The following is a 19198-nucleotide window of genomic DNA, read 5'->3' on the forward strand; positions in this document are numbered from 1 at the left end:
CCTCGTCCAGAGGTGTCCATTTCCCGTCCTTAGTAGCAACCATCCTAGTCACTATTGATTCCGTTCAATGTCCAATTTTGCAATCCATGCCCGACTATTCATCCTGAATAACCGTTTCTTCTTCCTGAAGTTCACCAAGTCCGTGGTGTTTCCTGTTCCGTGTCAGCATCCTTCCGACAGGTTTAATATTACGTGTTTAACGATTTCCAACAACGGGCTAATCTCACATTTTTTAACTCTCTTAGCGTTCAAAAAAGATACATGAGTATTAAATTCAATGGCTTATGCTCTTTTCTGTGCGGTTTTACCATTAAAAAAGAGAGGTTTGCTCAACCCTTTGTGAGAGATCTCGCACAAGGGGTCGAGCGAAAGACTCTTACTGCCCGATAGCGGCACCTTCACGTCTTGGATCCGCAGCGCCTTCAAGACCGTCTTTTGTTATTCGTATCGCATGCAGACCAGAGTTCAAATCCCGAACATCGGTTTTAAAGCCCATCTTCTCCAGAGCAGGCTGTAAGCCCTCTGCGGCGGTACCTTGCTCAATATCTAAGGTGCCAAAACGGTTCAGCAATCGTGGCTGATTAATCGCGCTTTGGATGTCCATATCCCATTGCGTGTGGGCGATAATGGCTTGTGCGACGTAACCAATAATGCGGCTACCACCCGGTGAGCCAATTGCCATGTAAGGTTTGTCATCCTTCATCATAATGGTTGGTGCCATGGATGAACGTGGGCGTTTTCCCGGTTCTAAGCGGTTCGCGATTGGCACACCATCTTGATGCGTGCGGAAAGAGAAATCGGTCAGTTCGTTATTGAGCAAGAAGCCGCGTACCATCAAGCGTGAGCCAAAGGCGTTCTCAATGGTTGTTGTCATTGAAACCACATTGCCTTGCTTATCGACGATATTGAAATGGCTGGTGGAAGGCAACTCGATCGATTGGTCCATGCTTAAGTTCATCGCGTGCGACCAAGGAGGGTTGCCGGCTTCAACCTTACTCAAGGCTTTACCGACTTGAATGAGCTCAGCACGTTGTTTGAGATAATCTTTATCAAGCAAGCCTTCGGTTGGCATTGGCACATAATCTTGGTCAGCCATGTACTTACCGCGATCCGCAAACGCAATGCGCGATGCATCGGCGATCACTTGCCATGATTTTGCGCTTTCGGCTCCCCAACCTTTAAGATCGTATTGCTCGGTGATCGCGAGAATCTGTCCAACCGTCAATGCGCCAGAGCTAGGTGGTCCCATGCCGCAGATGTCATAGCTTTGGTAAGCCGCACAAACCGGTTCACGTTGCTTGATTTGGAACGCATCAAAGTCAGGTTGTGCCAATACGCCAGGATTGCCCGGTGCATTCTGTACTGTCTTGATGATGTCTGTGGCGATATCGCCTTGATAGAAAGCTTTTGCCCCTTGCTCTGCAATTGCCGTCAGAGTTTGCGCGTATTCAGGGTTCTTCAACAACGTGCCTTCGGTTTTTGGTGAGCCGTCTGGATTGAAGAAGTAAGCCTTAGTCGCAGGGAAGCGTGATAGGCGCTTAGCATCTTTCTCAATCAGACTCGCGAGGCGAGGACTGACTTCGAAACCTTGCTCAGCCAAGGTAATCACGGGTTGGATGATCTTCTTCCATTCCAACTTGCCGTATTTCTGGTGCGTGTCCCACAGCAGTTTCACTGTACCAGGAGTGGCAACGGAACGCCCACCGACAACCGCATCGTAAAATTGCAGTGGTTGTCCTTTGTCATCTAGGAAGAGTTTCGGCGTTGCGGCGAGCGGTGCGGTTTCGCGTCCATCATACGTAGTCAGTTTTTGTTTCTCACTGTCCCAATACACTAAGAAGGCGCCACCACCAATGCCTGAAGATTGGGGTTCTACTAAGCCTAGCATCAGCTGCACGGCAACCATAGCATCAATAGCATTGCCCCCTTGGGCAATAACATCCGCACCAGCTTGGGTTGCAATTGGGTTAGCAGCGGTAACCATATAATCTTTCGCTTTGATCAATTGTTTTTGCTCGAAGCCAGTGCTGTGCTCCGGCGCAACCGCATCTGCTGCTTGGTTAGCAAAGACTGATGTAGATAAGATTAGTGGGGAGGTAAGAAAAAGACCCGTGGTCACGAGTCGGTTGAACGTCCAATGCATGATGACTCTCCATGTTGCCAGTTTTGTGCTTTGAGCTTGGCAGTTATGGAGAGTCACGTCGAGTCAGCAATCTTAGAAATGTCGATTGTGCTACGCTTTTAAATCAGTACTTTATCCGATAAAAGTATTGATAGTTTGGTATAGAATACTGCCGCCCACTAGAGTAAATACCACGCCGCATAGACCGTCGATGTAGATACCCGCTTGTTGCAATTTACGCTGTAAGCGCTGTGTCGATAGCATCCATGCAAGGCTAGAGAACCAGAATAGCGACAAGCCAAACAGGATGACCAGTGCAATACCTTTGCCAGTAATCGACATACCTGCTGGGACTAAACTCGACATCAAACTGACAAAGAACACCAGGGCTTTTGGGTTAAGAATGTTGGTCGCAAACCCTTTAGCAAACGCTTGACGCTTATTGCTGATCACTAGGTTATTTTGCTTCTTAGGTTGATCCGTCCGTGGTTTTTGGATCATCGAGATCACGGCACGCAATGCGCCAATTCCTAAGTAGAGCAGGTAACTACCACCGAGCAGTTGTACCACGGAATACAGCACTGGGTGCTGGTGGACGACAAAACTCACACCTGTCAGGCTGAACAAAGAGTGCAGCAAAATACCGACGGACAATCCCAACGCAATGTACAAGCCCGTTTGACGACCATGACGCGTCGCGTTTTGTACGACCAGTGCAAAGTCCGGACCTGGACTCATTAGGGCAATAAAGTGAATGCTGGCGAGTGTCAGCAATATGGTGGATTCATTCATAACACATCTCAAATTTAACCAATGCGGCTATTGTCGTGGTAAGTCACCTGTGGCGCTTGTAAAAAACTGACAGCTTTCTCGGTAAATGAAATTAACGAGTCACTTGAGAAGGGGAAACGCCGTAGGTCTGCTTAAACGCTTTGCTGAAATGCGCTTGATCATAGAAACCGATTTGATGGGCGACGTCGGTACCACATTGACCAGCTTGCAGTAACTTCATGCCTTGTTCGAGGCGCAGGCGTGCGAACCATGCATAAGGCGTCATTCCAGTTTGCGCTTTAAAGTGGCGCTGGAACTGAGTTGGGCTCAGTTGGCACAGTTCTGATAGCGAATCCAAACGCACCGCTTGGTCGAGGTTCGCCATTAGATAATCTTTTAACGTTCCAAGTGATTGACTTCCTAACGGCACCACTTTTTGTCGCTCAAGCGATCCGTAGCGATCAAAAAGCTGGTTAAATCCTTCAAAAGGAAGGCAATCTTTGGTGAGTTGGCTGAGGTTTTCACGACGAAGTAGTCCGTGTAAGTTACTAAGTTGTGAAAATATCTGGGGATCTGAGATGATCAGCTCGTTGAAGTGTATTATTTGACCGTTTTGCTTAAGATCAGCCAGATCGCTCAATAGGTGAGGTTCGATCGCAAACACATTCACTTCGTAGCCACTTTCGAGCTTAGATTGCCCGTCGTGCAGCTCATCCGGCGGCATAATCACAATTTGCCCGTGACCAACTTGGTGGCTGTTACCTTGGTATTGGAACTTCTGCGCACCATGCGTGATCAGGCCGAGATGAAAATCCAGATGGTAATGCCTTTGAAAAGCAAATTTCTGGTATTTCGCCTCTATTAGACTCAAGTTGTCATGGTCGGTTGCGTAGTACTGAATATGTTCCATTAAATTAAAAAGCTTGGTCACATTATGACCAAGCTTATCTGGCTATTTCTAACTTGTCTTGTAAAAAACGATCACTGTGGCTGAACGATTCGGCGTGAGCGACGGTTATTACGTAATCCATCAAAGCTAAACACGACTAGTGCTCCCCAAATAAAGACGAAAGTGATCGCTTTATCCATGGTAAAGGGTTCGCCATACATCAATACTGCAAGTAAAAACATTAAGCTTGGGCCTATATATTGGAAAAAGCCCAAAGTCGATAATTTGAGTCTTGTTGCTGCACCCGTAAAGCACAGCAGTGGCAGGGTTGTTATAACCCCAGCTGCGATCAACAAACTATTTAACGTAAGTGGATTCGTAAACATATTTGAGGTTGGTGTATCGGCAATAAAAAGCAAATAAACAGCGGCCACCGGCAGCAGAAGTAATGTCTCGATAAACAAGCCAGTTTTTGCATCGACACTGACTTTCTTTCTTAATAAGCCATAAAAGCCGAAGCTCATTGCTAACGCCATCGCAACAACAGGTACGGAGCCAAATACAATCAGTTGAACGAGTACGCCACAACCTGCCAATACAACCGCGAACCACTGTAATTTACGCAGTCGCTCACCAAGGAAGACCATTCCGAGTAAGACGTTGATCAGTGGGTTAATGTAATAACCTAAGCTGGCGTCGAGCATATGATTCGAGTTTACCGCCCAAATGAAAATCAACCAATTGCCGCCAATTAGCATGGAACTTGCGATCAGGTAAGCGATTTTCGTTTTGTCTTTCGCGATGTGGTAAGCCGAGCGCCAGTGACGGCCAAAATGGAGGAGTGCAGCAAGCAAAAAGAAAGACCATATCACTCGGTGGCTTAGAATTTCCAAAGGAGATACTTGTGCGATGGACTTAAAGTACATCGGCGCAATGCCCCACATGGTATACGCGCCAATCGCTAGCAAGATACCTTGCCGCGCGCGTTGTTGTTCGTCTTCTGGTGTCATGAAGTGTCACCTAATTGTGTGTTTTATAGAGCAGAAAATCAGTATACGAGTCGTGATGCGAAACACCTAACAATTTGCGGTTTTATTCACCATGAAACCCCATTACAATGTGCCCTCACTTTGTGTGCCAGTGGTATGCATAAGCACCTCTTTTTTAAGACCCAATCTGAGACTTTTCATGACCTCGACCTTGTTAGCCGAACAATCTGATTCGCCTGTAACGCCTCAACGTGTGTTGGAGGATGTGTTTGGTTACCAAGAGTTCCGTGATGGTCAGCAGTTGGTGATTGACGCCGCGATAGAAGGTCGCGACAGCTTAGTTATCCTGCCTACTGGTGGCGGTAAGTCGCTGTGTTATCAAGTTCCTGCTTTGGTTCGCTCTGGCATTACTTTGGTGATTTCTCCGCTGATTTCGCTGATGAAGGACCAAGTGGACCAGCTTAAAGCCAACGGTGTAGCGGCTGAGTGCATTAACTCGACCATGCCTCGTGAAGAGCTGCTCAGCGTGTATAACCGCATGCACACTGGTCATCTTAAGTTGGTGTACGTCTCGCCAGAACGCGTATTGATGCGTGATTTCATTGAGCGCTTGGAAAACTTGCCGCTATCGATGATTGCTGTCGATGAAGCGCACTGTATTTCCCAGTGGGGACACGATTTCCGTCCAGAATACGCCGCGCTTGGTCAGCTTAAGCAGCAGTTTTCCCATGTGCCATTTATGGCGCTGACGGCGACCGCAGATGACGCAACGCGCCGAGATATTCTTGAGCGTCTGCAACTGAATAATCCAGAGGTTTACCTAGGCAGCTTCGACCGTCCCAACATCCGCTACAACTTAGTTGAGAAGCACAAGCCGGTTTCGCAAATCGTTCGTTATCTTGAAACCCAAAAGGGGAATTGCGGCATCATCTATTGTGGTAGCCGTAAGAAAGTTGAGATGGTGACCGAGAAGCTGTGCAACAACCACATTCGTGCTGCTGGTTATCACGCAGGTATGGACGCTGATGAGCGCGCTTACGTTCAAGAAGCTTTCCAACGTGATGACATCCAAATTGTAGTGGCGACCGTGGCATTCGGTATGGGCATCAACAAACCAAACGTGCGTTTTGTGGTTCACTTTGATATCCCGCGCAACATCGAGTCTTACTATCAGGAAACGGGTCGTGCAGGGCGTGATGGTTTACCTGCAGAAGCGATGATGTTGTATGACCCAGCGGACATCAGTTGGCTGCGCCGTATGTTGGATGAGAAAGACGATGGTCCACAGAAGCAGGTGGAAACCCACAAACTGAATGCGATGAGTGCCTTTGCTGAGGCGCAGACTTGTCGTCGTCAGGTGCTATTGAATTACTTTGGTGAGTATCGTGAGAAGCCATGTGGCAACTGCGATATTTGCTTAGATCCACCGAAGCATTTTGATGCCACGGAAGAAGCGCGTAAGGCGCTATCTTGTGTGTACCGTGTTAATCAGAGCTTTGGTATGGGTTACGTAGTGGAAGTGCTACGTGGCATGCAAAACATTCGTGTACGTGAAAACGGGCACGATAAGATTTCTACCTACGCGATAGGGCGCGACCATAGCCACGATTACTGGGTGAGTATCTTCCGTCAGTTAATCCACAAAGGGCTGTTGTTCCAAAACATTACACGCAATTCAACGCTACAACTTACCGAAGAAGCGCGTCCGCTGTTGCGTGGCGATGTGACTCTGGAGTTAGCGGTTCCACGTTTAGACACCGCAGCACGTGCGGCGAAGTCGGAAAAACTGACCAGTAAGAACTACGACAAGAAGCTGTTTGCTAAGTTACGCAAGCTGCGTAAATCGATTGCTGATGAAGATGGTTTGCCACCATACGTGGTCTTTAGTGACGCGACTCTGATTGATATGGCGGAGATCTTGCCAACGTCTTACGGCGAAATGCTGGCAGTGAGTGGCGTTGGTCAGCGCAAACTAGAGAAGTACGCCGACCCATTCCTCGATTTGATTCAAGAACACATTACTCACCACGGATAAGGAACCAAGATGCAAAAGGAATTTGGCTTAGCGGATTACATGGCACAAGAAGGGCGCTTAATCATTACCGCGCCGAGCTTTGACCTTGATAGCTTTCCTGCCTTAGGTGAGCGTTTAGTCGGCTTGCTTTCCGCTACTGTGGTGGAAAAGCAGTGGGATGCGGACATTCACTCTTGGCTGATTGACTTTGAAGGTTGCCGACTGTTTATGAAAGCAGAGCATTACAGCGAAGCGATTTGGTTTGAAGCGTTAGCGATTGAAGAGAGCAGGGAAGAGTTGGATTATCTTGCAGGATTGTTCCAGCGCGGCTTCTAAAAATAGAATTTTTCTTGAAAGGGTGTTTCACATGAAACACCCTTTTTTATGCTCAAACGTTTGCGTAAAACAGACGACTTGCGGCGAAAAGTGGTTAATGTATAATCGCCCACCGCTTCGCTCAGAATGAGCCAAGCCAGTTTATTTTTCATTTTACATTGTTGGTAAGAGCCACTCTATTCAGTGACTCGATTTGGGTTCCCTCACCCCCAAACCAAACTAAAAAGGTATCGCATGAGTAACTTTACCCCTGCGCAGCAGCGCAACGCCCTTATCTATCTGGTTCTATTCCACCTAGTCATTATTGCATCTAGCAATTACCTAGTTCAGCTACCGTTTACTATATTCGGTTTCCATACCACTTGGGGTGCATTCACTTTCCCATTTATCTTCTTAGCGACTGACTTAACCGTGCGTATTTTCGGTGCTCAGTTGGCGCGTAAGATTATCTTCTTAGTGATGTTGCCTGCTTTGGCAGTGTCTTACTTCTTATCGGTGGTGTTCTTCGAAGGTCAATTCCAAGGTTTTGGTCACCTAGGGGAATTTAACTTATTCGTTGCTCGTATCGCGATTGCTAGCTTCATGGCGTACCTACTTGGTCAGATCATGGATGTGCACGTGTTCAACCGCCTACGTCAAATGAAGCAATGGTGGGTGGCACCAACGTGTTCAACGCTTTTCGGTAATGCACTTGATACTATCGCTTTCTTCGCCATTGCGTTCTACCAAAGCCCAGATCCATTTATGGCGGAGCATTGGACGGAAATCGCGCTGGTGGATTACGGCTTCAAACTGATTATCAGTCTTGGTCTTTTCGTTCCTATGTATGGCGTACTACTGAATTACCTAATTAAGAAGCTGACTGCGGTGAACCCTGACTTTAAGGTGACGACAAGCGTTCAGTCTTAATATCAGTGGGAACCCCGAAAGCCGCTTGCTTAAATCAAGCGGCTTTTTTGTACCTGTTTACTTGGGTTTAGAGGGTTTTGTACAGCGTGGGGAGTAATTAGATCATGGGTGTCCAAAAGCTCCCTGAGCTGTACGAAGGTAAAAATGAGCAGTAAAAAAGGTCCCGAGTGAGACCTTTTTATCGAAGTTACGGAACGTAGAGGAAGCTAGTTGGTGAAATGGCTAACGGAGCATCTTCTCAATCAAAATGGCTTTTTGCGCATCGAAGGCGCCAAGTTGCAGGCCTTTCTCCCAACTGATGCTTTGATTGAACATCGCCAACATCAAACCGACACTGCGTTGATTGGCGTCCTGCCAGCAATCAGACTCGCTGTATTCTCCATCATTTATCGCGTTGCCATTAACGAGAATGGGCTCGAAACGCCATTTTTCGCCGACACGATAGTAGCCTTTGCTGGTTAAAGTCTGGTTGGATTGAATCGTTAGATTGTGCTCGATGCCCGGCTCACCTGTTAATTCAAATACAAATCTTAGCTGGTGGTCGCCACATTGCAGCTCAACGATCAGTTGGCCGTTTTCCTCAATCAGTGTTGACTGAGAGTAGTCTCCGAAGCAGTGCAGCAACCAAGAAATAGGGTGACTGGCTGTTTCAAGAAACCACTCTTTGAGTGTGAAGGTGCCCGGTAGGTTAACTTGGGTGATTAGATTGACCACACAAGGTTGGGTTTGCGAGGTGAGCCATTTCTCTATCGTCTTGGCGGTCTCTAGCTGAGCAAAGGCGTAATTAACCAATAGGTTGGAGTTCGGTTGCTGCCAGTGAGTGATGTCGGAATTCAATCCCACCAATGGCTTTTCACAAATCAGCTTGGTTGAACCTAACGTCTTTATGATCTCTGCATGAGTATGCGCAGGTGTCGCGATGGTCACGACATCGAGTTGTTTGAGTGCGCTGATGTTCGTTTCTGCCTTTAGGATTGCTTCCTCACTGCACGCTTGCTGAAGCGGTTCTATTTGGTTGGCGCATAACGTTGTGACCGATACACCATTGTTTCGATAGTGGGGAATGTGCGTGCGTCCCCAGTTGATTCCTATGATGCCAGCTTGTTTGATTTGCTCTGGCTTGTTGAAACGTTCACTCAATGGCGGCAAGGCAATTCGTTCATCTGTTAGACGTTGGTCATGGTGATAATCATTGCTTGGCAGCACTTGCCATGGCTTGTTGTAATGCTGCTTGAGTGCACAAACGAGTTCGTAGAAATTCCACTTATCCTTTAAGTTGCTATCAAAATGGTATAAACCTGCTTCGTTCCGCTCAATAAGCTGCAAAAAGGCGAGTGCAGTATCGTCCATATGAGAAGTCGCGGGATACCAAACTGTACTAGCGGTAATAACGCCGTTCTCTTCATATTGGCGGTCGAGATGCGCCAACATGTTATTGCCTTCTGCTTGGTGATGGAGCTGCCAACCAATTCGAGCAATCATCGCATCTGGATTTGCTTGCCAGATTGCATCTTCACAACGAACTTTGTATTTGCCGTATTCATCTTGGGTGTTTCTTTCTTCAAAGATGCCATAAGGCCCATTTTTTGTGGCATCAAATACCATTGCTGTACTGACAAAAAGATAAGGAATGTTGCGCTGTTTGCAGTGCTCACCAAGCCACGCTGCCCACGCTTCACTCCCCATCGCCATGTGGCACACCGCATCAATGTGGTGCCGTTGCCAAAATTGCTCACTTTGCTGTGGATCATCTGGTGGGATTTGGTGGTGATTCCATTCCAATACGTTCCAGCCACGGAGGTGGAACTGATGAGCAACTTTAGGGGCGAGGGTGCCAGTTAAGCCAGTCATTAAAACGGTTTTCATGATGGTGCATCTTGGTTGGCTAAATCGTGCTTATCAATAAAGCATGGCTGTTTTTCGATGTAGAGCGGAGAAGCTGAGATTTTTGCTGGGCAGCACGTTTTGTAGGGGAAGTAGAAGCAAAAAAGCCCAAGCGAACGCCTGGGCTTTAGTATTGTAAGGCAGTGATATTCGCTTATTTTGCTACGATATTTAATGGCCAGCCGATGTCTGTCTGACGGTTGGATTCAATTTCCAACTCAGCCGCAGTCAGTGGGTTTTTCTCTAGCCATTGCGCATCAATGTGTAACGTTAGATTGTCGCCTTCAACCGTTAGAGTCACATTTGGCTCTAGATCAGGATTGCGACGATGGCTGAGTAGAACCGCAAGACGCAACAGTCTCAATACTCGTTTGGCACTTGAGCCTGATAATGCATGCTGCTCAGGTAAAGAAGTGAGCTGTTCGCGATAGCGACGAGCCACTTCACCAATAAAGAACTTCTGCGCGCGCGTGTAACCAGGCAGATCCAAATTCTGCAGCAAGTAAGCACTATGCTCTCCGCCTTTTTTGAAATCGATAGTTAAACCAATTTCATGCAGTTTTGCGGCGGTCTCGAGTAATATCTTGCCCTGAGGCTCTGTAATCCACTCATCGCCCCCAGCTTGCTGTAAAAGCGTGTGTGCCAGAGTAGCGACTTGTTCGCCGTATTGGTGATCGAGCTGATAGCGATTTTGTACGCTAGCGATAGTGCGGGCACGAATGTCTTCTTGACGAAGCTCTTCAACCATCTCATACACTAAGCCTTCGCGTAGTGCGCCGCCAGCCAGTGTCATAGCATCGATTTCAAGCAATTCAAAAACGGCAATCAAAATAGAGAGGCCACTAGGGAACACTAATGCACGCTCAAGTGTTAAGCCTTCAATATCGAGCTCTTCTAAATGGTCGGCCAACATGGCTTGCTTCTGTAGACGCTTGAGTTTGGAGTGAGTGATTACTTCGTCCATGCCTTGCGCCAGCATTATCTCTTGCAATGCCTGAACAGTGCCTGATGCACCAACACACACATCCCAACCAATTTCTGTATAACGTTCTAAAATCGGCTGGATGGTCTGTTTCGCTCCTTCAATTGCCGCGTCAAAGTTACGAGCATTCAATTGGCGATCTTTAAAGAAGTTTTCAAGCCAAGTCACGCAGCCCATTTTTAAGCTGGTCAGTGCTTTGGCTTCGAAACCTTCCCCGATAATCAGTTCGGTACTTGCTCCACCGATATCGACTACAAGGCGACGACCACTACCGCCAGAGGTGTGAGCGACACCTTTATAGATAGTGGCAGCTTCTTCTTCACCAGTAATCACTTCGATAGGCTGGCCTAGAATTTGGTTAGCCTTTTCTAAAAACACATCTACATTGGTCGCGGTACGTAATGTTGCAGTACCGACGATGCGAATGTTTTGTTTAGGAATGTCCTGCAAGCGTTCCGCAAATAGACTTAAGCAGTCCCATCCTCGCTGCATAGCTTCCATACTAAGAGAATTATGTTCATCTAAGCCCGCTGCTAGACGAACTTTGCGCTTAATTTTAGCCATTGTTTGAACGCTGCCATCGATGTGACGCACAACGAGCATGTGAAAACTGTTCGACCCGAGGTCGATGGCGGCATATAGCGGTGATGATCCTGCTTGACTCATAAAACGAACTCAGTTTCCTATTACGATTGTTTTGGTGCCGATTGACGCGGTTGGCGTGGACGACGTCCCTGCGGCTTACGGTTACCAGAACCAGAGCGGGTACCGCCAGTATTCGTGCGGCGCTGTTGGTTGCGTGGTGCACGCATACGAATCGGAGCCGGTAGATCTTGAATCAGTGCCGACGAATCGTACTCTGAAACTGGGATTGTATGCTCAATGTATTCTTCGATTGCTGGTAGGTTAACCGCGTACTCTTCACAAGCAAAACTGATCGAATGACCGCTCGCACCAGCGCGACCAGTACGGCCAATACGGTGAACATAATCTTCACAGTCGTCAGGAAGGTCGTAGTTGAAAACGTGCGTTACCTGAGGAATATGCAAACCACGCGCTGCAACGTCAGTTGCAACTAAGATGTCGACATCACCTTTGGTGAATTGCTCAAGAATCTTCTCACGCTTCTTCTGCGGTACATCGCCAGTAAGAAGGCCTACACGGTGTCCATCGGCAGCCAAATGACCCCAAACCGATTCACACTTATGCTTGGTATTGGCAAAAATGATAGCGCGATCTGGCCACTCTTCTTCAATTAGTGTTTGAAGCAGCGCCATTTTGTCTTCATTCGAAGGATAGAAAAGCTCTTCCTGGATACGGTGGCCAGTTTTTTGTTCTGGTTCGACAACGACATGCTCAGGAGTATTCATGTGTTCGAATGCCAGTTCTTGAACGCGGTAAGACAGCGTTGCTGAGAACAGCATGTTCAAACGCTCTTTTGGCTCAGGCATACGACGGAACAAGAAGCGAATGTCTTTAATAAAGCCAAGATCGAACATGCGGTCGGCTTCGTCCAGAACAACAGCTTGAATGTTGTTGAGGTTAAATACGCGCTGTTTGTAGAAATCGATGATACGGCCTGTTGTTCCGATCAGAATATCTACGCCGTCTTGCAGTTTCGCAAGTTGCTTGTCGTAGCTTTCACCACCGTAAGCTAGAGCGGTTTTTAGACCTGTGCTTTCAGTTAATGATTCTGCATCATTGTAAATCTGAATAGCGAGCTCACGTGTAGGCGCCATAATAATTGCGCGTGGCTGTGTAGGCTTACGACCTTCATGTTCCGGAGTCGTCAGAAGGTGGTTGAACGTAGCAGTAAGAAACGCGAGCGTTTTACCAGTACCCGTTTGGGCCTGGCCTGCGATGTCTTGGCCGGTGAGCAGGACCGGCAACGCCAAGGCTTGGATAGGGGTACAAAATTCGAACCCTTTTTTGTCCAATCCTTCAATAACTTGGGGCTTTAAGCCCAAATCGGCGAACTTTTGCTCTGTGATATGCGTCTTTTTCATGGCTATAGAATATCAGCTAAAGCTTGCAATACGAAAGTAAATACATTCCAATAGGGCATCTAATTACTGGTTATCATCCAACCAGTTTCGAAAAACACATTGGAGTGGAAGATGAGTGATAAGATTTTGCAGCTAACTGATGACGGTTTTGAAAACGATGTAATCAACGCTGCAGGCCCGGTTCTAGTGGATTTTTGGGCAGAATGGTGTGGTCCTTGTAAAATGATCGCTCCTATTTTGGACGAAATCGCAGACGAGTACGAAGGCAAACTCACTATCGGTAAACTAAACATCGACCATAACGCAGGTACACCACCTAAGTTTGGTATTCGCGGCATTCCAACGCTATTACTATTTAAAGATGGTAACGTAGCGGCAACGAAAGTAGGTGCTCTGTCTAAAACTCAACTAAAAGAGTTCCTAGACGCAAACTTATAATCACCAAGTGATTACAGATAAAACCGTGCAAAGTTACAATGCACGGTTTTGTTTTTCTAACTCTGGACTAGAATACTAATTAGTGCTAACTTATCGCGCGTTAATTGAACAAATTTCTCTTCTTGGTCGATCCTGAGACCAAATCCATCTTAACTAGAAAACAGATCTTATTTTGACTAAACAAGAATCCACCACCATGAACCTTACCGAACTGAAGAACAGACCTGTGTCTGACCTTGTAAAACTGGGCGAAAGCTTAGGATTAGAGAACCTAGCTCGCTTAAGAAAACAAGACATCATCTTCGCGATTTTAAAAGCGCACGCTAAAGGCGGCGAAGACATCTTTGGCGATGGGGTTCTGGAAATTCTGCAAGACGGCTTTGGTTTCCTACGCAGTGCAGATAGTTCATACCTTGCGGGTCCGGACGATATCTACGTATCACCAAGTCAGATTCGTCGCTTTAACCTACGTACTGGTGACTCTATCGCTGGTAAAATTCGTCCACCAAAAGACGGTGAACGTTATTTTGCCCTTCTAAAAGTCAATACCGTTAACGACGATAAACCAGACAACGCCCGTAACAAGATCCTATTTGAAAACCTTACCCCTCTACATGCGAATGAGCGCATGGTGATGGAGCGTGGTAACGGTTCAACAGAAGACATTACAGCACGTGTTTTAGACTTGGCATCGCCAATCGGTAAAGGTCAACGTGGTCTGATTGTTGCTCCGCCTAAAGCGGGTAAAACAATGCTTCTGCAAAACATCGCGCAAAGCATCGCGTACAACCACCCAGAGTGTGAGTTGATGGTTCTTCTTATCGACGAACGTCCAGAAGAAGTAACCGAGATGCAACGCCTAGTTAAAGGTGAAGTGGTTGCGTCGACTTTCGATGAGCCAGCATCTCGTCACGTACAAGTAGCGGAAATGGTGATCGAGAAAGCAAAACGTCTTGTTGAACATAAGAAAGACGTGGTTATCTTGCTTGACTCTATCACTCGCCTAGCTCGTGCTTACAACACCGTAGTGCCTTCATCAGGTAAAGTACTAACAGGTGGTGTGGATGCAAACGCATTACATCGTCCTAAGCGTTTCTTCGGTGCTGCACGTAACGTAGAAGAAGGCGGCAGCCTAACTATCATTGCAACGGCACTAGTAGATACTGGTTCTAAAATGGATGAAGTTATCTACGAAGAGTTCAAGGGTACAGGTAACATGGAATTGCACTTGAACCGTAAGATTGCTGAGAAGCGTGTATTCCCTGCGATTGACTTTAACCGCTCAGGTACACGTCGTGAAGAGCTACTGACGAAGACTGACGAACTACAGAAGATGTGGATTCTGCGTAAGATCGTTCACCCAATGGGCGAAATCGACGCAATGGAGTTCCTAATCGATAAGCTAGCGATGACGAAGACCAACGATGAGTTCTTCGATGCGATGCGTCGTCAATAGTCTCAGATAAGTTATTCTGCGAAAAGCCACCGTATATCGGTGGCTTTTTTATTGCTTTCTCCCGATAGAAGTATCAGAATGAAGGAAATGTTATCGGGAGGTTAACATGCAACAAGGAATGTTGTCGTCATTACTCCTGAGCTTGTCACTTATCACTCTACCTGCGACATTATCTGCCAAGGAAATGCATGAGTCTGTAGTAGAACAGTGGCTTCAGGATACTCAAATACAGACTAAAGTCTCTGAACTGCTTGATTACGCTGTCAGAGATGAAGTCGACTCGCTTAAATTTGCCCTTGATCGACTTGCTTTGCCTCAACAAGAGGTGGTGCGCTTTCAATTGTTGGAAAAGCTTGAAAAGCAAGATGTGATTCTCACGCCTCGAATGGCTCTGTTTGTTGAGTCCCAGATCCGTATGACCCCGACTTATCAAGTGTTAGAGCGAGGTGATGGGTATGAATTTAGTGTACCCGCTTTTAACTTTCCCGTTATTGCGAGTCGCTTGATTAAGCGTTGGAAACAAGACCAAAGTACCTTGGACTTTGTCTTACAAGCTGAACGAAGAGAGCTTAACTTAAAGCAATGGCTTACAGGGCCATCTCAACAAGCTCAAGCGCGTGAAGCGCTTTTGATTCGAGAGTTAGACAGTTTATCACCCAACGCGCTTGCTGCATTAACGGCCCAGTTAACCAAAGCAAATGTGACCAGTTGGTTACCCTCGACGGCCGTGATAGTCAGGTTGGCACAAGTTAGTCAGGATGAGGAAGTGTACAACTTACTCTGGCGGATGAAAGCCGATTACAACAGCCAGTCCGAGCTTGAGCGTTTAGCTGCGGTTGGAGACGTTTTTTCCATTCAGCAATTGATGAATGCCACAGTTAACCCATCACTCAAGCCAGAAGCTATTAGTCTACTTACAAAATCTAACCCTCTATCTCCGCAAGTAAAGCAGTTTCTAGTTAGAAAAATGGCGTTATCAGAAGAAGCAACCATGGTTGCTCGAGAGCTTGCTCAACAAGGGCATCAAACCTGGTTGGAAGAGTTAGTATCTTCGAACCATCAGATAAAGACTCGGCAGATTGAACAAGTATTAAAGTAATCTGGCTCACATACCCACACAAAATAGGAGGATCTTAGCGTCCTCCTATTTGTTATACTGCGGACAGTTTAATCAGCCAGCATGAAGGCCTATGAGTTTTAAGGATTTACGCGAATTTATCGACCACCTAGAACAGAAAGGTCGACTTAAACGCATCACTCACCCTGTCGATCCCGCTTATGAAATGACAGAAATCAGCGACCGCATCTTGCGTGCTGGTGGACCTGCGCTGTTGTTTGAGAACCCAATCGGCTACGACGTACCTGTTTTGACTAACCTGTTTGGTACACCAGAGCGTGTCGCAATCGGTATGGGACGTGAAGATGTTAAAGAATTAAGAGAAGTCGGTAAGCTGCTGGCTTATTTAAAAGAACCTGAGCCACCAAAAGGCTTCAAAGACGCTTTAGAAAAACTGCCAGTGTTCAAACAAGTATTGAACATGCCGGCTAAGCGTTTACGTAAAGCACCATGCCAAGACATTGTTTGGCAAGGTGATGAAGTCGACTTGGATAAAATTCCGGTAATGAGCTGCTGGGCAGAAGATGTAGCGCCGCTGCTTACTTGGGGCTTAACCGTAACCAAAGGTCCAAATAAGAAACGTCAGAACCTAGGCATTTACCGTCAGCAGAAAATTGCCAAGAACAAAATCATCATGCGTTGGTTAGCCCATCGTGGTGGTGCGCTTGATCTGCGCGATTGGATGGAAACCAACCCAGGTAAACCTTTCCCAGTTTCGGTCGCGTTTGGTGCAGACCCAGCAACCATTCTTGGCGCAGTAACACCAGTGCCAGATACGCTATCGGAATACGCATTTGCAGGTTTGCTACGTGGAAGCAAAACGGAAGTCGTGAAGTCAGTCAGCAACGATTTGGAAGTGCCAGCGAGCGCGGAAATCGTGATGGAAGGCTATATCGACCCGAACGAGTTTGCTGATGAAGGTCCTTACGGTGACCACACTGGCTACTATAACGAAAAAGAAAAGCACCACGTATTTACTATTACGCACATTACTATGCGTAAAGACCCTATTTATCACAGCACCTACACAGGTCGTCCGCCAGATGAACCAGCTGTATTGGGTGTGGCATTAAACGAAGTGTTTGTGCCTATTCTGCAAAAGCAATTCCCAGAGATTGAAGACTTCTATCTTCCGCCAGAAGGTTGTTCGTACCGAATGGCCGTCGTCACCATGAAGAAGCAGTACCCAGGACATGCCAAGCGCGTAATGATGGGCGTGTGGTCTTTCTTACGTCAATTCATGTATACCAAGTTTGTTATTGTGTGCGATGAATCGGTAAACGCACGAGATTGGAATGATGTCGTGAAAGCCATGTCAGAGCATATGGATCCTGTACGTGATACCTTGATGATAGATAACACGCCAATCGACTCGCTCGACTTTGCTTCACCAGTGGTTGGGCTTGGCTCCAAAATGGGCTTGGATGCGACCATTAAATGGGATGCCGAGCTGGCGACGCGAACCGAGGTTACTGAGCGAGACAGCAAAGCGATTACCGAAGCAGAACTAAATGAGTTGAAACAGCAACGCCCTGAGATTGTTGACGTCTATCTTCCAGTTACAGCAAACAACCAATTTGCTGTCGTGACTATGAAGAAAGACCAAGCTGGTCAATCCCAAGAATTGATGGAACATCTATGGGGCTTCTTTGTTCAGTACACGGATAACAAATTCATCATTTTGTGCGACGATGACGTTAATGCACGAGATTGGAATGACATCATTTGGGCGGTGACAACTCGAATGGACCCAGATAGAGACACGATTCAAGTGCTTGGTAAGACTGAGAGTTCATCCAAATTAGGACTGGATGCGACCAACAAGTTCGAATCTGAAGTCACGCGCGAGTGGGGTACGCCTATCAAAAAAGATCCTAAACTTGTGGCTAAAGTCGATGAGATTTGGGACCAGTTAGGTATTCTATGAGTCATCAAGTCCACCTTCTACCAATGGACGTTACATTCCAAGTAAAAGAAGGGGAGACGGTGTTGGAAGCTGCGCTCAACAACAATATTCGCTTCCCACACCGTTGCCAAGTTGGCGCTTGCGCCATGTGCATGTGTAAAAAGCTAACGGGCGAGGTGAGCTATCACCTCGAACCTATGCTAACCGAAAAAGAGCAACAGCAAGGTTGGATATTCCCTTGCCAAGCCTATACAGAAAGTAATTTAGTGCTTACTTTTGACGAGTAAGCGAGAGGAACACCATGACCATCCAATGTAAAGTAAAGTCTATTCAGCCGTTAGCTTGTAATACTTACCAAATCCTTCTTCATCCAGAATCACCAGTGCCTTTTAAAGCGGGTCAGTACCTAATGGTGGTGATGGGTGAAAAAGACAAACGTCCTTTCTCTATCGCAAGCAGCCCTTGTCGTCATGAAGGTGAACTTGAACTGCACATCGGTGCTGCGGAACACAACGCTTATGCACAAGAAGTTGTCGAAGCAATGCAAGCGGCGCTTGAAACTGATGGTCAGATTGAAATTGATGCGCCACATGGCGATGCTTGGGTTCAAGAAGAAAGCGAACGCCCATTATTATTAATTGCTGGTGGTACAGGCTTCAGTTACGTTCGCTCGATTCTGGATCACTGCGTAGCGCAGAATAAAACCAATCCTATCTATTTATATTGGGGCGCGCGCGATAACTGCCAGCTTTATGCTAAAGACGAACTGGTCGAGATTGCCGACAAGTTTGCCAATGTTCATTTTGTGCCAGTAGTAGAAGAAGCTCCTGCAGACTGGCAAGGTAAAGTTGGTAACGTGCTACAAGCTGTAGCTGAAGATTTCGAAAGCTTAGAAAACTACGATATCTATATTGCAGGTCGTTTTGAAATGGCTGGCGCAGCACGTGAACAGTTCACTCAGAACAAGAAAGCGAAGAGCGAACGTATGTTCGCAGACGCGTACGCATTCATTTAAATACGGCTTTTAAGGCAGAAAAAGAGGGTTTTTTACCCTCTTTTTTGCTTTTTTGATGAAATAGTCATCGAACAGTCATTTTTTTCCATTTTTTTTCAAAAAAGGGTTGCGAACGGAACTGAGTTCCCTATAATGCGCATCCACCGACACGGCAGACGCGATAAGGCTTCAGCAGGGTCGGAGAGGTGAAAGCTTCTACGAAAAATAAAATTGAAAAAGTGTTTGACACTGTCAATTAAATCGCTAGAATGCACCTCCGCTTTGAGAAGAAAAACTTCTCGCAAAGCAAGCTCTTTAACAATATAGACCTATCAATCTGTGTGGGCACTCGTTGATGATAATCCAATTAGAAGCTTCGGCTTCA

Annotated in this window: 16 protein-coding genes; 9 read left to right on the forward strand and 7 right to left on the reverse strand. The window is 46.7% G+C overall.

What is annotated here, in order from left to right:
• Window positions 1-376 precede the first annotated feature (376 nt).
• The 4 genes from ggt to rarD all read right to left on the reverse strand — a co-directional run bounded on the left by ggt (window position 377) and on the right by rarD (window position 4792).
• Window positions 377-2143, reverse strand: coding sequence for a gamma-glutamyltransferase (gene ggt / locus R7P35_RS20475; protein WP_047102545.1), 1767 nt, complete (start codon window positions 2141-2143; stop codon window positions 377-379).
• Between the two features lie 111 nt (window positions 2144-2254).
• The gene (locus tag R7P35_RS20480; protein ID WP_258458388.1) at window positions 2255-2914 is read right to left on the reverse strand and encodes a LysE family translocator; all 660 of its coding nucleotides are present in this window, start codon (window positions 2912-2914) and stop codon (window positions 2255-2257) included.
• A gap of 91 nt (window positions 2915-3005) precedes the next feature.
• The gene (locus R7P35_RS20485; RefSeq protein ID WP_213905069.1) at window positions 3006-3803 is read right to left on the reverse strand and encodes an AraC family transcriptional regulator; all 798 of its coding nucleotides are present in this window, start codon (window positions 3801-3803) and stop codon (window positions 3006-3008) included.
• Window positions 3804-3874: 71 nt separating this feature from the next.
• Entirely contained in the window at window positions 3875-4792 is a 918-nt protein-coding gene (gene rarD / locus R7P35_RS20490; RefSeq protein WP_047102542.1) for an EamA family transporter RarD, read from the reverse strand.
• 178 nt (window positions 4793-4970) lie between these two features.
• Here rarD and recQ point away from each other — a divergent pair, with 178 nt between their 5' ends.
• The 3 genes from recQ (at window position 4971) to R7P35_RS20505 (ending at window position 8030) form a co-directional block, all read left to right on the forward strand.
• Window positions 4971-6806, forward strand: coding sequence for an ATP-dependent DNA helicase RecQ (recQ, locus tag R7P35_RS20495; RefSeq protein WP_213905068.1), 1836 nt, complete (start codon window positions 4971-4973; stop codon window positions 6804-6806).
• 9 nt (window positions 6807-6815) lie between these two features.
• The gene (locus tag R7P35_RS20500; RefSeq protein ID WP_005378772.1) at window positions 6816-7121 is read left to right on the forward strand and encodes a DUF3630 family protein; all 306 of its coding nucleotides are present in this window, start codon (window positions 6816-6818) and stop codon (window positions 7119-7121) included.
• 234 nt (window positions 7122-7355) lie between these two features.
• Window positions 7356-8030, forward strand: a complete 675-nt coding sequence (locus R7P35_RS20505; protein WP_005378770.1) for a 7-cyano-7-deazaguanine/7-aminomethyl-7-deazaguanine transporter — start codon at window positions 7356-7358, stop codon at window positions 8028-8030.
• A 222-nt stretch (window positions 8031-8252) separates the two neighbouring features.
• On the opposite strand, the gene R7P35_RS20510 is transcribed toward R7P35_RS20505, so the two are convergent.
• The 3 genes from R7P35_RS20510 to rhlB form a co-directional block, all read right to left on the reverse strand.
• On the reverse strand, window positions 8253-9896 hold the full coding sequence (locus R7P35_RS20510; RefSeq protein WP_205461610.1) for a sugar nucleotide-binding protein: 1644 nt from the start codon (window positions 9894-9896) through the stop codon (window positions 8253-8255).
• A gap of 172 nt (window positions 9897-10068) precedes the next feature.
• On the reverse strand, window positions 10069-11562 hold the full coding sequence (gppA, locus tag R7P35_RS20515) for a guanosine-5'-triphosphate,3'-diphosphate diphosphatase (protein ID WP_005382885.1): 1494 nt from the start codon (window positions 11560-11562) through the stop codon (window positions 10069-10071).
• Between the two features lie 20 nt (window positions 11563-11582).
• Window positions 11583-12902: an ATP-dependent RNA helicase RhlB gene (gene rhlB / locus R7P35_RS20520; RefSeq protein ID WP_005378764.1), complete on the reverse strand. Its 1320-nt coding sequence runs from the start codon at window positions 12900-12902 to the stop codon at window positions 11583-11585.
• 111 nt (window positions 12903-13013) lie between these two features.
• Between rhlB and trxA the strand changes: the two genes are divergently transcribed.
• The 6 genes from trxA (at window position 13014) to fre (ending at window position 18834) form a co-directional block, all read left to right on the forward strand.
• Window positions 13014-13340, forward strand: coding sequence for a thioredoxin TrxA (gene trxA / locus R7P35_RS20525; protein WP_004745500.1), 327 nt, complete (start codon window positions 13014-13016; stop codon window positions 13338-13340).
• 196 nt (window positions 13341-13536) lie between these two features.
• Window positions 13537-14796 (forward strand): transcription termination factor Rho, encoded by a 1260-nt coding sequence (gene rho, locus R7P35_RS20530; RefSeq protein WP_005378757.1) that lies wholly within the window; start codon window positions 13537-13539, stop codon window positions 14794-14796.
• 106 nt (window positions 14797-14902) lie between these two features.
• Window positions 14903-15895 (forward strand): hypothetical protein, encoded by a 993-nt coding sequence (locus R7P35_RS20535; RefSeq protein WP_005378756.1) that lies wholly within the window; start codon window positions 14903-14905, stop codon window positions 15893-15895.
• A gap of 91 nt (window positions 15896-15986) precedes the next feature.
• Window positions 15987-17840, forward strand: a complete 1854-nt coding sequence (gene ubiD / locus R7P35_RS20540) for a 4-hydroxy-3-polyprenylbenzoate decarboxylase (protein WP_318092543.1) — start codon at window positions 15987-15989, stop codon at window positions 17838-17840.
• Window positions 17837-18106: a 2Fe-2S iron-sulfur cluster-binding protein gene (locus tag R7P35_RS20545; RefSeq protein WP_009696789.1), complete on the forward strand. Its 270-nt coding sequence runs from the start codon at window positions 17837-17839 to the stop codon at window positions 18104-18106. Before ubiD ends, R7P35_RS20545 begins: the two co-directional genes overlap by 4 nt.
• Before the next feature lie 14 nt (window positions 18107-18120).
• Complete coding sequence (fre, locus tag R7P35_RS20550) at window positions 18121-18834, forward strand: NAD(P)H-flavin reductase (RefSeq protein ID WP_005382872.1); 714 nt, start codon at window positions 18121-18123, stop codon at window positions 18832-18834.
• Window positions 18835-19198: the final 364 nt, after the last annotated feature.

This window comes from Vibrio sp. Vb0304 (assembly GCF_033338995.1).
In the GTDB taxonomy this organism is placed as follows: domain Bacteria; phylum Pseudomonadota; class Gammaproteobacteria; order Enterobacterales; family Vibrionaceae; genus Vibrio; species Vibrio alginolyticus.